15 protein-coding genes are annotated in these 13,747 nt (G+C 47.6%); 13 read left to right on the plus strand and 2 right to left on the minus strand.

What is annotated here, in order from left to right; all coding sequences use genetic code 11:
* Nucleotides 1-125: 125 nt before the first annotated feature.
* A complete protein-coding gene (locus QFZ48_RS12390) occupies nucleotides 126-1,919 on the minus strand; it encodes an acyl-CoA dehydrogenase family protein (protein ID WP_429042594.1) in 1,794 nt (597 codons plus the stop codon).
* Nucleotides 1,920-2,035: 116 nt separating this feature from the next.
* Nucleotides 2,036-2,185 carry a hypothetical protein gene (locus QFZ48_RS12395; protein ID WP_429062467.1) on the minus strand — a complete coding sequence of 50 codons (150 nt, stop codon included), beginning with the start codon at nucleotides 2,183-2,185 and terminating at the stop codon, nucleotides 2,036-2,038.
* A gap of 49 nt (nucleotides 2,186-2,234) precedes the next feature.
* Here QFZ48_RS12395 and QFZ48_RS12400 point away from each other — a divergent pair, with 49 nt between their 5' ends.
* The 13 genes from QFZ48_RS12400 to QFZ48_RS12460 all read left to right on the plus strand — a co-directional run bounded on the left by QFZ48_RS12400 (nucleotide 2,235) and on the right by QFZ48_RS12460 (nucleotide 13,726).
* A complete protein-coding gene (locus QFZ48_RS12400; protein WP_429042593.1) occupies nucleotides 2,235-3,011 on the plus strand; it encodes an alpha/beta fold hydrolase in 777 nt (258 codons plus the stop codon).
* Between the two features lie 5 nt (nucleotides 3,012-3,016).
* Nucleotides 3,017-4,159, plus strand: a complete 1,143-nt coding sequence (locus QFZ48_RS12405; RefSeq protein WP_429042591.1) for a glycosyltransferase — start codon at nucleotides 3,017-3,019, stop codon at nucleotides 4,157-4,159.
* A gap of 21 nt (nucleotides 4,160-4,180) precedes the next feature.
* On the plus strand, nucleotides 4,181-5,302 hold the full coding sequence (locus QFZ48_RS12410) for an ABC transporter permease (RefSeq protein ID WP_429065492.1): 1,122 nt from the start codon (nucleotides 4,181-4,183) through the stop codon (nucleotides 5,300-5,302).
* 49 nt (nucleotides 5,303-5,351) lie between these two features.
* The gene (locus QFZ48_RS12415; RefSeq protein ID WP_429042590.1) at nucleotides 5,352-5,783 is read left to right on the plus strand and encodes a hypothetical protein; all 432 of its coding nucleotides are present in this window, start codon (nucleotides 5,352-5,354) and stop codon (nucleotides 5,781-5,783) included.
* 75 nt (nucleotides 5,784-5,858) lie between these two features.
* Complete coding sequence (locus tag QFZ48_RS12420) at nucleotides 5,859-6,998, plus strand: glycosyltransferase family 4 protein (RefSeq protein WP_429062470.1); 1,140 nt, start codon at nucleotides 5,859-5,861, stop codon at nucleotides 6,996-6,998.
* A 29-nt stretch (nucleotides 6,999-7,027) separates the two neighbouring features.
* Complete coding sequence (gene gldC / locus QFZ48_RS12425) at nucleotides 7,028-7,381, plus strand: gliding motility protein GldC (RefSeq protein ID WP_370908596.1); 354 nt, start codon at nucleotides 7,028-7,030, stop codon at nucleotides 7,379-7,381.
* Between the two features lie 18 nt (nucleotides 7,382-7,399).
* The gene (locus QFZ48_RS12430; protein WP_429062472.1) at nucleotides 7,400-7,849 is read left to right on the plus strand and encodes a GatB/YqeY domain-containing protein; all 450 of its coding nucleotides are present in this window, start codon (nucleotides 7,400-7,402) and stop codon (nucleotides 7,847-7,849) included.
* 110 nt (nucleotides 7,850-7,959) lie between these two features.
* Nucleotides 7,960-8,502 carry a CvpA family protein gene (locus QFZ48_RS12435; RefSeq protein WP_370908594.1) on the plus strand — a complete coding sequence of 181 codons (543 nt, stop codon included), beginning with the start codon at nucleotides 7,960-7,962 and terminating at the stop codon, nucleotides 8,500-8,502.
* 71 nt (nucleotides 8,503-8,573) lie between these two features.
* The gene (locus QFZ48_RS12440; protein WP_370908593.1) at nucleotides 8,574-9,350 is read left to right on the plus strand and encodes an alpha/beta fold hydrolase; all 777 of its coding nucleotides are present in this window, start codon (nucleotides 8,574-8,576) and stop codon (nucleotides 9,348-9,350) included.
* A 117-nt stretch (nucleotides 9,351-9,467) separates the two neighbouring features.
* The gene (locus QFZ48_RS12445; RefSeq protein ID WP_079471185.1) at nucleotides 9,468-10,127 is read left to right on the plus strand and encodes a CBS domain-containing protein; all 660 of its coding nucleotides are present in this window, start codon (nucleotides 9,468-9,470) and stop codon (nucleotides 10,125-10,127) included.
* Between the two features lie 238 nt (nucleotides 10,128-10,365).
* Nucleotides 10,366-11,778, plus strand: coding sequence for a POTRA domain-containing protein (locus tag QFZ48_RS12450; RefSeq protein ID WP_429042584.1), 1,413 nt, complete (start codon nucleotides 10,366-10,368; stop codon nucleotides 11,776-11,778).
* 34 nt (nucleotides 11,779-11,812) lie between these two features.
* Nucleotides 11,813-12,703, plus strand: coding sequence for an NAD kinase (locus QFZ48_RS12455; protein WP_429042582.1), 891 nt, complete (start codon nucleotides 11,813-11,815; stop codon nucleotides 12,701-12,703).
* A 156-nt stretch (nucleotides 12,704-12,859) separates the two neighbouring features.
* Complete coding sequence (locus tag QFZ48_RS12460) at nucleotides 12,860-13,726, plus strand: DUF6089 family protein (RefSeq protein ID WP_370908590.1); 867 nt, start codon at nucleotides 12,860-12,862, stop codon at nucleotides 13,724-13,726.
* The last annotated feature ends 21 nt before the right edge of the window (nucleotides 13,727-13,747 follow it).

Below are 13,747 nucleotides of genomic sequence, written 5' to 3' on the forward strand. Positions count from 1 at the left end.
GTCATCAATATCTTTGAAAGATGGTAAAGATAAGCAGGTGAGGGGAATAGGAAAAAAAGCATTTAGAAAAAATGCAGCGGGATAGTGTACCTGCTGTATTTTTTCTAAATGCCAGGCGCTGGTTGTTACCAGCTGTATTTATTATCTGCAATCAGTTTGTCCGCAATTCTTCTGCGGGCATCTTTAGCATTAAATGGTTCTGCTTTGGTAAAGCGTTTGAGGCCTAACAGCATCATACGTTGTTCATCGCCTTCTGCAAAGGCATTGATGGCGTCTTTCCCGGATTTATTGATACGGTCGGCCGCATCATAAATGAAGGTGCGTACAATATCTGCCTGCAGGGAAGCGGCGCTTTCACCTTTGTTGTTGGTGAGTTTAATTAAGCGCAGCAGGGCGCTTTCAGCCACAAAGGTTTCAATGGCCATATCGGCAATATCCATCAGGATTTCCTGTTCGTTTTCCAGCTTCACCATCAGCTTCTGCGCGGCAGCGCCGGCAGCCATCAAGATGGCTTTTTTGAAGTTAACGATCATTTTCCTTTCCTTGCTGAAGGCACTTTCATCATCGTTGCCGAAGTCGGGAATGCTCATCAGCTCCTTCATTACATTCATGGCCGGTGTCATCAGGTCCAGTTTACCTTTCAGGGCACGTTTCAGTGTCATGTCCAGTGTCAGCAACCGGTTGATTTCATTGGTACCTTCAAAGATGCGGTTGATGCGGGAATCGCGGTAAGCTTTTGAAATGATGTATTCATCGCTGAAGCCGTTGCCACCGTGAATTTGTACACCTTCATCCACTACATAGTCCAGTACTTCGGAGCCATTTACTTTCAGGATGGCACATTCCACGGCATATTCTTCCGCGGCGCCCAGTAAGGCTTCGTTGAAAGGCTTGCCTTCTGCCAGCAGTTCTCTTTCCTTGTCATCGATCAGCTGAGCTGTACGGAACAGGGCTGATTCCGATGTCCAGGTGCGGATAGCCATTTCCGCCAGTTTATGTTTGATGGCGCCAAAGTTGGCGATTGGTTGTTTAAACTGTGTGCGGGTATTGGCGTATTGTACGGAGGTATTGATACATTTTTTGGAGGCGCCCAGTGCAGCCGCACAAAGTTTCAAGCGACCTATGTTCAGGATGTTGAAGGCAATGAGGTGGCCTTTGCCAATTACGCCGAGTACATTTTCTGCCGGTACTTTGGCGTCCTGGAAATAGATCTGGCGGGTAGAGGATCCTTTGATTCCCATTTTGTGTTCTTCCGCACCCAGTGTAAATCCGGGTGTGCCTTTGTCCACAATAAAAGCGGTGAATTTATCCCCGTCAATTTTTGCAAATACAGTAAACACATCAGCGAAACCGGAGTTGGTGATCCAGCTTTTTTGCCCGTTTAAGATATAGTACTTACCATCGTCGGTTAATTTGGCGGTGGTTTTAGCGCCCAGTGCATCGGAGCCGGAATCAGGCTCTGTAAGGGCATAAGCGCCTTTCATTTCACCGGTAGCCAGTTTGGGTATATATTTTTGTTTTTGTTCTGCGGTACCAAAATAAAGGATAGGTAAAGAGCCAATGCCCGTATGGGCGGCCATGGCAACGGAGAAAGAGTGACCTGCACCCAGTCCCTCGTTGATGATCGTTGCTGTCACAAAATCTTTACCTAAACCACCATACTCCTCCGGGAAGGAAGCGCCCAGCAGTCCCTGCTCGCCCGCTTTTTCCAGCAATGAGGGCATCAATCCTTCTTCCAGCTTATCTATCCGCTCTACTATCGGTGTTATTTCCTTACTGATGAACTGATCTGCCATGTCTTTAATCATCAGCTGCTCTTCCGAAAAATCTTCGGGAGTAAACACTTCCTCAGGAGCACTCTCCTTAACCAGGAACTCTGCGCCTTTTAACGCAGTCTTATTTTCAACTGTTGCGTCCATGTTACTGTATTTTTGGTAGTTCTGTAATTTACTGAAAAAAGCATTAGGCAAAACCGGTCACCGGGGGGCTAAACTGATTTCCCTGCTACCTGCCATATTAACTTACTGAATGTAAGTTAAATGCGGCACTCCTGTTGAGAGGCCGCTATTTTTAACAAAAAATAAATAGGACTGCCGGAGTAGATTACCTGGTCCTGGTTGAAGATATGCTCCCTTATCCCCAGGTCACCGCCTCCCCAATAATCATATCCATCGTCATTAGGCATTTATTCTGTATCATTGTTGCCCTTTATGCCTGATTTTTATCTGTCATATTTGAAAAGCCGGTTTCATGGCACCGTAGAAGGTGCCGGGGAGGAACTATTGATCTGTTTACACGGGTTTGGCGAAAGTGCGGCTCATTTTCAGCCGTTAACCGCCACATTGGGCGATACTTTCACTTTAGTGGCGCTGGACATGCCCCTGCACGGAGGTACCCAATGGGAGGAAAACCGGGTGCTGGAGAAAGACGACCTGGTAGCGCTGGTGGAACTGATACTACAGCAGCACGGGAAGGAGCGTTTTTCCCTGCTGGGCTACAGCATGGGCGGACGCCTGTCGCTTTGCCTCGTGGAAAAGATGGCCAGCCGGATAAACCACCTGGTCATCGCCGCCGGGGATGGCCTGAGAAATAACCCCTGGCATATGTTTGTAACCCAAACCACTGCCGGAAACAGGCTGTTTAAATATAATACTTACCACCCAAGGCTGTTTTTTACGTTATTGCATACCTGGAGAAGACTAGGACTGCTGAACCAGAGCGTATACAAATTTGCGCTGCACCGTATGAATGAAACGGAGAAAAGGGAACTGGTATACAACGTATGGACCAATTTACGCCGGATGATGCCGGATAAAAAGCGGTGTAAACAATTATTAGGCAGATATAACGTTTTAACACTCCTGATATTCGGGAAATACGACCGTGTAATTCCACCTGTGCTGGGTACCCGCTTTGCAGATGGGTCTTTTCCCTGCAAAATACTGGTAATGGAAAAAGGCCACCAGTTGATTTCCGCCCAACTGGGGCTTATCATCAAAACAAACCTTTAACCCGGATGTATCTTTTTGTAATTATATTATTGGTGCTGGCTTTAGGATATGGTATACTGATGTTATGGTATAGCCTGGGCTGGAAGCGCCTGAAGAGTTTTTCACCGGCAGCGCCATCGGTTGGTCATACTGCGGTTACCGTGATCATTCCTGCCAGGAATGAAGCCGCCAATTTGCCCGCCTTGCTGGAGGCATTGAAGAAGCAAACGTACAACCCGGCCTTACTGGAAGTGATTGTAATAGATGATTTTTCTACAGATGAAACAGCCGCAGTGGTGCGCAATTTCGCAGCAGCAAATATTCACCTGCTGGAGTTAAAGCAGTATCTCAATGAAGAGGAGCGGCTGAATTCTTTCAAGAAGAAAGCAATAGAAATTGCTATTTCAAAAGCTGCGGGCGACCTTATTGTAACCACAGACGCTGATTGCGTAATGGGGCCGCGCTGGATTGAAACGCTGGTGCAGTTTTACGAACATCATCAACCTAAATTTATAGCCGCACCAGTCAGCTTCTATAAAGAACATAATTTTTTTAAGCGGTTACAGTCGCTCGATTTCATGACCATGCAGGGCATTACCGGCGCTGCAGCCCAACTGGCCTCCGGTACCATGTGTAACGGTGCTAACCTGGCCTATGAAAAAAAGGCCTTCCTGGAAGTGGGCGGTTTTAATGGCATCGATAATATCGCCTCCGGCGACGATATGCTGCTGATGTACAAAATTTACAGCGCATACCCGGATAAGGTCAGCTACCTGAAATGTGAAGAAGCCGTAGTGCGTACACTCGCGGTAGATACGCTCAGGGACTTTATGAACCAGCGGATCCGGTGGTCATCGAAAGCAGATAAGTATGAAGATAAACGACTGACCTGGGTATTACTGCTGGTTTACCTGTTCAATGCCGGCTTGCTGGCGCTGGCGGTAATGGCCTTGTTCCTGCCGGTATGGTGGCCCTGGTTCCTCATCATTTTACTGTTTAAAATAACCCTGGAACTTTATTTCCTGCTTCCTGTAGCCAGGTTTTTTAATAAAACAGAACTCTTGCTATGGTTTATTCCGGGACAGATATTTCATATTCCTTATATTGTTGTTGCCGGGTGGCTTGGGAAGTTTGGCAGTTATCAGTGGAAAGGCCGGCAGGTAAATTAAATCCTGGTTCTTTTGTCAGATATGCAGCCTTATTGGAAAAAGTTATACCGGAATAAAGGTGCGGTGGCCGGTTTGCTGGTGATTGCCGTGGCGGTGTTTATCAGCATAACCGCTTATTTTATTGCGCCGGATCATACACCCAACGCCAACAGGATGGTGCTGGAAATAGAGGGGCAGCATCCCGGCTTCCGCATCAATATGCTGGCCATGCGGAAAGAACAGCCCATCCAAAAGGTGTCTGTTTTTCACCGGTTGTTATACGGCCAGGAGTCTGATGTAAACTGGATCCCTGTCCGGTCGTGGCAATTCAGGGACAGCGTGCTGGTGGTACAACGGTACGTGGATGAATCTACCAGCAGGGAGGAAACCTACTCCCTGGAGCAGGTGTGGTACGGCCATCCGCCGGACCGCCCGATGTCATCGAAATCGTTACATGAAAAGATATTGGCAGAACGGATTTTCTCCCGCACTTACTGGCTGGGCACCGACAAATTTGGCAGGGATATCCTGAGCCGGCTGCTGATTGGCACCCGCGTGAGCTTAGGTGTGGGTTGTATTGCCGTAGTTATTTCGCTGAGCATCGGCGTATTGCTGGGCGCCATAGCGGGTTTCTTCAAGGGCCGGACGGATGATTTGGTGATGTGGCTGGTAAACGTGGTATGGTCCATGCCTACGCTGCTGTTGGTGTTTGCGCTTACCCTGGCGCTGGGCAAGGGATTCTGGCAGGTGTTTATTGCCGTGGGGCTCACGATGTGGGTGGGCGTTGCCCGCATTATCCGTGGGCAGGTACTGGGCATCCGGGAGCTGGAATATGTGGAAGCCGCGAGGGCGCTGGGCTACGGGCATGTGCGGATTATAGTAAAACATATTTTGCCCAATATCATGGGACCGGTGATGGTAGTAGCCGCCGGCAATTTTGCCACCGCTATTGTGGTGGAGGCGGGACTCAGCTTCCTGGGCGTGGGGGTACAACCGCCGCAGCCGTCGTGGGGACTGATGATCAAAGAAAACTACAACTTCATCATCACCCATAATCCTTTACTGGCGTTGGCGCCCGGAGTGGCCATCATGCTACTGGTACTGGCTTTCAACCTGTTAGGTAACGGATTACGGGATGCGCTGGATGTAAGAAGTAAAATTTGATTTGCATATTTAAAAAAAGCTAATTTCATGCTCCTATATAACTGGAAATATGTTATTGAAAACCTTTCTCCCTGCCTTCTTAGCTATTGCATTGCTTACTTTTTCTTCCTGTAAAAAGAAGAAGAAAGATAATCCTGCACCCAGTACGCAGGAAGAAACACTGGCTTTCGCGCTGCCTGAAGTACAGGTGGGAAAATATAATATGGCGCAGGACAGCACCTATGCCCTGAAGGTGAACATCACCAGCAAGTTGCCTGATAAAGGCGTGAAAGTTACGCTGAACGTAGCCACAGAAACGGGGCTTATTCCGCTGCCCCAGGACGATATAGCAGATATTAAAGCAAGCCCCTTTACCATTACGCTCCGTCACCTGAAGCCGTTGAAAACATACGAGGTAACTGTCAGGCTGGCGTCCCTTGGCAATACCGGCAATGTAACTCCTCCGCAGGTATTTTTCCTTACCAATAAGTCCGGAGAATAGCCGGGTCATTAAAATCCGGCAGTCCCGAATCTAAAATTGTGTAGGTTTGCAAGCTCGCAGACAAAGGAATCGTTTATGCAAATTGCTGTTAATGCCGCTTGTTTACGACAGGACATGCCTGCCGATACCGGGAATGTGGCAACGGAGATAATACTGGCGATGTGCCGGCAGCAGCCAGGCCATCAGTTCACATTTTTTTTTGACGGAAAGGTACCCGCCGGCCTGAAAGTACCGGCCAATGTGACCAATGTGGTGTTGCCCCTGAAAGGCAATAAACCCTGGCATTTGTACTGGTGGCAGGAGTGGCAGCTGGTACGGGCCATGAAGCCTTTCCGCCCGGACCTGTTCCTGGGGCTGGATGGCACGCTGCCGTTGCGTAGCAAAATTCCTGCGGGACTGTTGCTGAGAGACCTTTCGTTTTTGCGCAATGCCGGCCTGCAGCCAGGTGTGCAACAGCGGTCGCTTAAAAATAACATTACGAAATACCTCGACCGGGCGCGGCGTATAGCCGTGCTGTCTGATGCCGCACAGGAAGAATTGCTGCGTTATGCACCGGGCGTAAAAGATAAGCTGATCCGCCTGGAAACCGGTATCAGTGAGCAGTACAAACCCCTGGAGTGGGAGCAGCGCGAAACGGTGAAGCGGGCTTTTTCCGGTGGGGCGGAGTATTTCCTGGTAACAGGCAGTATGCATCCCCGGAACAATATTATACCGGTGCTGAAAGCTTTTTCAGCATTGAAGAAGCGGCAGCGGAGCAATATCAAGCTGGTGCTGGCTGGGAGTGTAACCCCGGCGGGAGCGGATATTGCCACGGCCCTGCAGAGCTACAAGTTCCGGCAGGATGTGGTGTGTATAGAAGATGCCGATGAAGATACCCTTGCCCGGCTCACCGGGGGCGCTTATGCCCTCGTATATCCGTCGAGGTTGGAAGGGCTTGCATTGCCGGTATACGCGGCGCAGCGGTGTGAGGTGCCGGTGATTGCGCTGGACAGCGCTGCTGCCAGGGAGGCAGGTGGAGACGCGGTATTATATGCTGATCCGGCGAGTTTGGACGATTTATCAGAAAAAATGAGTCTTTTATATAAAGATGAACAATTAAGATCCCGTTTGCTGGCCAAGATCCCTGCGGCAAAGCCTTTCAGCAGCTGGGAGCATGCTGCGGAGCAGCTGTGGAGTCATCTCACCGGGACGGGTTTTTCCAAAATCAGCAAATGATGGCTATTTTTGCGCTTTAATTGAAAATCATGAGTAAAGTATCTACCATAAAGATCCAGGTTGGACTGGATGATCAAAAGGTGCCCGAGTCGATAGAGTGGAGCGCTACAGATAACAAGGAAGAAAGAATGATTAAGGCCAAGGGCATGATCGTATCTTTCTGGGATCCGGCTGAAAAGGTGGCGCTGCGCATCGACCTGTGGACAAAGGACATGATGGTGGATGAAATGGCGGACTTCTTTTTCCAGACCATGATGACCATGGCTGACACTTACGGAAGAGCCACTCCTTATAAAGACCAGGCAGACGACATGCGCGCTTTTGCAAAGGATTTCTTTAAGAAATTCCAGGACAGGCAGGCTGCCGAAGAAGCAGGAAAATAATCCATTAAACCTAACCATATGTCATTAGAACTAAATATCAACGCAGAAATCAAAGCTGCGATGCTGGGTAAAAAGGAAGCTGACCTGCGTGCGCTGCGTGCTATCAAAGCGGCTATCCTGGTGGCCAAAACAGCAGAAGGCGCCAGCGGAGAGCTCACAGAAGCGGATGAGTCCAAATTGTTGCAGAAGCTCGCCAAGCAAAGAAAGGATTCCCTTGAAATTTTCCGCGCCCAGAACCGTGAAGACCTTGCCGTGAAAGAAGAAGAGGAACTGGTGGTGATTGAACGCTTCCTGCCTAAACAAATGGATGAAGCAGAATTACGTACAGCCATTACTGATATCATCGCTTCCACCGGCGCCAGCTCACCCGCTGATATGGGTAAAGTAATGGGCGTTGCCACCAAACAACTGGCCGGTAAAGCTGATGGGAAGGGCAATTTCCGCCCTGGTGAAAGAATTGCTTACTAAATAGTGCTGTCTGGTATTTAACCGGCTGATAAGCGGAAACCGGGCAGATAACATCTCCCGGAAACAAAAAAAATCAGCGAGTTAAATACCGGATTCCCTATATTTCAACCATGCCTATAGACATTATTTTTGCTATCATCATGGTTTTTGCCATCTACCGGGGATACACCCGGGGTCTGATAGTAGCCTTATTTTCTTTGGTAGCCGCCATATTGGGATTAGCGGCAGCCCTGAAATTAACAGCCATTACTGCATTATATGTACAGGAACACTGGGATATGCATTCCCGCTGGGTGCCTGTAATCTGTTTCGTGTGCCTTTTCCTGGGAGTAATATTGCTCGTGAGGTTGGGAGCAGGAGCTTTGCAGAAGTTGGTGGAGCTGGTAATGTTGGGCTGGCTGAATAAACTGGGCGGAATACTGTTGTATAGCGTTATATTTATAATAATTTACAGTGTAGTGCTGTGGATGGCTAACCAGGTATACTGGCTGAGTCCTGAAACAAAGCTGCAATCTGTGGTATATCCTTATATAGAGAATATTGGCCCGTGGGTATTGGATCATATGGGAAGTGTGATCCCGGTTTTTAAGAATATGTTCACCGAGTTACAGTCTTTTTTTGAGCAGGCAGCCCGGCATATTCAACCTGGATAACTCGTTCCAAAGATTATTTAGATTAATAAAAAGAATTATTTTAGCGTAAAATTGACTTTCAAGATTTGGCAATGGATTACGAAATCAAAACACAGGGTAAGTTTAATTTTATAGAAGAAGGAGAAGGAGAACCACTGGTATTATTGCATGGACTTTTTGGTGCTTTGAGCAATTTCTCGCACATGATCGAATATTTCCGGCAGTATAACAAGGTTGTGATCCCGATGTTACCCCTGTACGATTTAAACATCCTGGAAACATCGGTAGGCGGTTTGGCCAAATATGTGCACAAGTTTATTGAAGCCAGGGGGTACAAAAATGTACACCTGCTGGGCAATTCGCTCGGAGGTCACGTAGCCATCGTATACCTGTTAAAACACCCTGAAGCACCCGTAAAATCCCTGATCCTAACCGGCAGCTCCGGCTTGTTTGAGAATGGAATGGGCGAAACCTATCCTAAACGCGGCGACTATGAATACATCCGCAAAAAAGCAGAACTTACTTTCTATGATCCGAAAATAGCTACCAAAGAACTGGTAGATGAAATGTTTGAGATAGTGAACAACCGCCTGAAAGTGATCAAGATCATTACGCTGGCAAAATCAGCCATCCGCCACAACCTGGGAGATGAACTGAAAGATATCCAGCAACCAACCTTACTGATCTGGGGCCAGAACGATACCGTTACTCCTCCTATGGTGGGCGAAGAATTTAAAAAGCTGATACCTAATTCTGAACTGCAGTTTATTGATAAATGCGGACACGCTCCCATGATGGAGGTGCCGGAAGAATTCAACAAAATTCTGCACGCTTTCCTGGAGAAACTGAAGTTTCAACCTGCCACTTAAACCGGCACTTTACCGGCAGCCCGACGACTGTACCAACCGGTGCAGCGATTTCGCGTACATGTAATTTCTTTTTCTGTTGGCATATTCTTTACTATTATTGTATCAGAATACGCTAACATGATCGCCAGAGAACTCATATCTTCAGTACCTGTTCTGCATCCCTCGGATTCAGGAACAAAGGCACTGCGCCTGATGAACGAATATCATCTCACGCAGCTCCCGATGGTAGTAGATAGCAAATACCTGGCCCTGGTGGAAGAAGACGATATCATGGATCTCGAAGATCCGGATGTACCCCTGGAATCTATGGAGTACAGCAGTACCCGCCCGGCTGTCATGGAATACGCTCATCTATTCGAAGCACTCAAACTTTTTTACGACTTTAAATTGTCTGCCCTCCCGGTAGTAACAAAGGAAAATGAATACCTCGGTATCATTACCAAAGATAACCTGCTGGCAGCTTTAGCAAGATATAACGGGGTAAAGGAACCCGGCGGTATCATCGCGTTTGAAGTAGACCCGCGCGATTACGCCCTCAGCGAAATTGCCCGTATCGCTGAATCAAATGATGTTACGCTCCTGAGCGTAAACACCATCACCAACCCCGTTACCGGTAAACTCGAGGTGGTACTCAAAACAAACCGGCAGGAACTGCAAGGTCTGGTAGCTACTTTCGAACGCTTCAATTATGTAATCAAATACATCTTTGCGGAAGAACCGGAAGAAGAGCTGCTGAAGAAAAACTACGACCTGCTGATGAATTATATCGGCATGTAAGCGGATTTTGTCTTTACTCAGGATTACGCTGATTATATTGATTTAAAGGATTTGAACCTTTTTGATTTTTCTGATTTTATCACTCAAAATCAAAAAAACAAAAGGTGAATTGCTTTTATCTTTTAAAATCAAAAAAATCAAAAAGGTTCAAATCCTTTAAATCAATATAATCAGCGTAATCCTGAGTAAAGACAAAATCCGCGCTATTGTCAACTTTTAAAATGTTTTAGGGACCTACATGCTGAGATGCTGTTACTACCTGCTGGCCTTAGTCTGCCTGTTTGGAATGGTGATACCGGAAAATGCGGAAGGACAGTCGGCGCCTGCAACGGATACCAACTACCTGGTAGTGCGCAACATCCTGGTTTCCGGTAACAAGAAAACCCGGACCTCCATCATTCTCCGGGAAATAAGCACTGTACCCGGAGATACCATCTATCTCCGCGATCTCTCCAATACCCTGGAAGAAAGACGAAAACAATTACTCAATACCTCCCTCTTTCTCAACGTTACCGCCAATGTGAAAAACTGGACCGGTAACGAAGCCGACGTGGTATTTGAAGTATGGGAACGCTGGTACACCTTCGCTTATCCCATTTTCAAGCTGGCAGACCGTAACTTTAACCAGTGGTGGGTGGAAAAGAACCATAGCCTTAGCCGTATCAACCTCGGTGTAAGCGGTACCCAGGAAAACCTCACCGGCCGCAATGATGCGCTGAACGCCGCGCTGCAGTTCGGCTATACCCAGCGATTCGCATTACAGTATAATATACCGTATATCGATAAACGTTTCCGTCACGGCCTGGGTATCATCGCTTCCTATAACCGTAACCGTGAGGTGAACGACAGCACCAGCAATAATAAACAGCAGTTTTTCCGGAAAGACGATTTTCTGCGCCAGGTATATATGATCGGGCTTAACTACAGCTACCGTAAGGCCATTAACACCCGGCACCAGGTATTTGTAAATTATAATTATGAAAAAGTGGCGGATTCGGTGGCTATCATCAACCCCAACTACCTGGGGAAAGGCCGCACCAATGTACGTTACATAGATATCACCTACCGTCTCACTTATATTAAGGCAGATAGCTGGGTATATCCTCTCAAAGGATTCCGGTTACTGGCAGAAGTTGGCAAAAAGGGGATAGGTCCTCTCAATGATGTGGATGATGTTCACTTCCGGCTTAACATGGCCAAATACTGGCAGCTACGGCCCAAAACCTATGCTGCATTAGGTATCCGCAGCGCGGCCAAGCTCTCCAATGAACAGCCATATATCAATCAGCAGGCGCTGGGTTACCGGGATGATTACCTGCGCGGACTGGAATATTACGTGATAGATGGCACCAGCTTCGCCATCCTGAAATCAACCCTCCGGCAGGAACTCCTTTCCTTTAAAGTAAAGTTGCCTATTGTTCCAAAGAAATTTAATACCGTTCCGGTGCGCATCTTCGCCAAAGCCTTTGGCGACGCCGGTTACGCCTACAATAAATTCCCCGGCAACAGCTTCCTGAATAACCGTTTCCTGTATACCGGCGGCATAGGACTGGACATCGTTTCCTTCTATGATACCTGCCTCAGGATTGAATACAGCTTTAACCAGTTAGGGCAAAAAGGACTATTTTTACACACGAGCGTGGATATGTAGCACTTCAGAGCCGATCGTTAAAAGCTTAAAAATTATGCAGGTAGCACTTTATAGCAGGGGATTTATTACAGAAGATATTTCAAACATCCGCTTATTGCTGGAGGAATTAAAGCGGGCAGAGATAGAGGCCATCATCTATGAACCTTTTTTTCATACGCTGCAGCAACACATTCCTTTCGATAACGTACCAACGCTGTTTTCCTGTGCGGAAGATCTGCCGGGAAAAATCGACTTCCTGGTAAGTCTTGGTGGAGACGGTACCCTGCTGGATACCGTTTGTTATGTGCGTGATACCAACATCCCGGTAATAGGGATCAATTTTGGCCGCCTCGGGTTCCTGGCCAGCATCGGTAAAAACGAGATTCATGCACTGGTGGAGGCGCTGCTGAACCGCACCTACGTGGTAGACCAGCGGTCGCTGCTTCACCTGGATGCCAACATCCCCTTATTTGGTGATGTTCCATACGCACTCAACGAATTCACCATCCATAAGAAGGATACTTCCGCGATGGTGAAAATACATACTTACCTGAACGGCGAATTCCTGAACACTTACTGGGCCGATGGATTAATTGTAGCCACCCCCACCGGCTCCACCGGTTATTCCCTGAGCTGCGGCGGTCCCATTGTGTTCCCTGACGCCGGCAACTTCGTGATTACGCCTGTGGCGCCGCATAACCTGAACGTACGGCCCATCATTGTGCCCAACAATAATATCATTTCCTTTGAAGTGGAAGGCCGCAGCGACCAGTTCCTTTGTACCCTCGACAGCCGTATGGAAACCATCGATAACCGGGTGCAGCTGGCTATTAAGAAAGAGGAGTTCAAGCTGAGCCTGCTTCGGCTGGACGACAGCAATTTCCTGCATACGCTCCGGAATAAATTGCTCTGGGGAATTGACGCCCGGAATACGATTAAAATATAGAAATGTAAAATATATTGTTACATTTACAAATACATTCCATGCTGATTGTAATAGAAATTATGCCCCGTGAGGAAAGCAAACGCCAAATAAGTAAGCATAATCATCAGCCATACATTAAATAAATCCGGCATTTTAGCGTTTAAGTAGAACTGATTTATGCTGAAACCTTTTCTATATTCCAAATACATCGTTTTTATATGGCTGGTATCGGCCGGTTGTTTGTTCGCGGAACGTGCTTCGGCGCAAAATGAGCTGGAATATGTAGGAGAGTTGGGTTTTTCTGTGGGAGGCGCGCAGTATTTCGGGGATCTGAACACCCGGGGAGCATTAAATACCCTGAAGCCTGCAGTTGGCATTTACTACCGTAAATATATGAACGACTACGTGGGCCTCCGCGCCCATGGCCGGTTTATGCAACTCGGCTATTCGGATACCTACAATAAAAATGAATTCCAGAACCGCCGGAACCTCAGCTTCAATACTAATTTATGGGAGTTGTCCCTCCAGGGGGACTTTAATTTTTTCCGGTTTGAACCGGGCAGCTTATATGAGCGTTTTTCCCCCTATCTGACTGGTGGCGCCAGTATTTTTTATTACAATCCATATGCTTACCTTAACGGCGTCAAATATTTTTTACAACCCCTGGGTACGGAAGGGCAGGGTACCGCCCTTTATCCGGAGCGCAAGCCCTATAGCCTGGTTTCTTATGCCTGGTTGATCGGGGGAGGTTTTAAATATAATATTTCCAAAAAAGTAAATGTGGGCCTGGAAGCGCTATACCGGTTCACTCAAACGGATTACCTGGATGATGTAAGCACTACATATGCCGGCCCTGCCGCATTCCCGGCGCTTCCTGACGGTCAGCCTACGGTGGCGGCCCAGTTGCAGGACAGGTCGGCGGTGAAAGGCAGTCCTATCGGGGTGATAGGGAGGCAAAGAGGAAACAGCAGGGATAAGGATCAGTTCGTAACAATCGAATTAACCATTAGTATTCTTTTCACTTCTTACAATTGTAAATTTTAATTTACAATAAAAAATACTTTC

Source organism: Chitinophaga sp. W2I13, assembly GCF_050434005.1.
Classification (GTDB): Bacteria; Bacteroidota; Bacteroidia; order Chitinophagales; family Chitinophagaceae; genus Chitinophaga.

Excerpts from the sequence above, each read along its gene's own strand:
- QFZ48_RS12405 (WP_429042591.1), top strand. The coding sequence starts at position 3,017 with ATGTATCTTTTTGTAATTATATTATTGGTGCTGGCTTTAGGATATGGT.
- QFZ48_RS12390 (WP_429042594.1), bottom strand. The coding sequence starts at position 1,919 with ATGGACGCAACAGTTGAAAATAAGACTGCGTTAAAAGGCGCAGAGTTC.
- gldC (WP_370908596.1), top strand. The coding sequence starts at position 7,028 with ATGAGTAAAGTATCTACCATAAAGATCCAGGTTGGACTGGATGATCAA.
- QFZ48_RS12455 (WP_429042582.1), top strand. The coding sequence starts at position 11,813 with ATGCAGGTAGCACTTTATAGCAGGGGATTTATTACAGAAGATATTTCA.
- QFZ48_RS12415 (WP_429042590.1), top strand. The coding sequence starts at position 5,352 with ATGTTATTGAAAACCTTTCTCCCTGCCTTCTTAGCTATTGCATTGCTT.
- QFZ48_RS12395 (WP_429062467.1), bottom strand. The coding sequence starts at position 2,185 with ATGCCTAATGACGATGGATATGATTATTGGGGAGGCGGTGACCTGGGG.
- QFZ48_RS12435 (WP_370908594.1), top strand. The coding sequence starts at position 7,960 with ATGCCTATAGACATTATTTTTGCTATCATCATGGTTTTTGCCATCTAC.
- QFZ48_RS12420 (WP_429062470.1), top strand. The coding sequence starts at position 5,859 with ATGCAAATTGCTGTTAATGCCGCTTGTTTACGACAGGACATGCCTGCC.
- QFZ48_RS12460 (WP_370908590.1), top strand. The coding sequence starts at position 12,860 with ATGCTGAAACCTTTTCTATATTCCAAATACATCGTTTTTATATGGCTG.
- QFZ48_RS12450 (WP_429042584.1), top strand. The coding sequence starts at position 10,366 with ATGCTGAGATGCTGTTACTACCTGCTGGCCTTAGTCTGCCTGTTTGGA.
- QFZ48_RS12430 (WP_429062472.1), top strand. The coding sequence starts at position 7,400 with ATGTCATTAGAACTAAATATCAACGCAGAAATCAAAGCTGCGATGCTG.
- QFZ48_RS12445 (WP_079471185.1), top strand. The coding sequence starts at position 9,468 with ATGATCGCCAGAGAACTCATATCTTCAGTACCTGTTCTGCATCCCTCG.
- QFZ48_RS12410 (WP_429065492.1), top strand. The coding sequence starts at position 4,181 with ATGCAGCCTTATTGGAAAAAGTTATACCGGAATAAAGGTGCGGTGGCC.
- QFZ48_RS12440 (WP_370908593.1), top strand. The coding sequence starts at position 8,574 with ATGGATTACGAAATCAAAACACAGGGTAAGTTTAATTTTATAGAAGAA.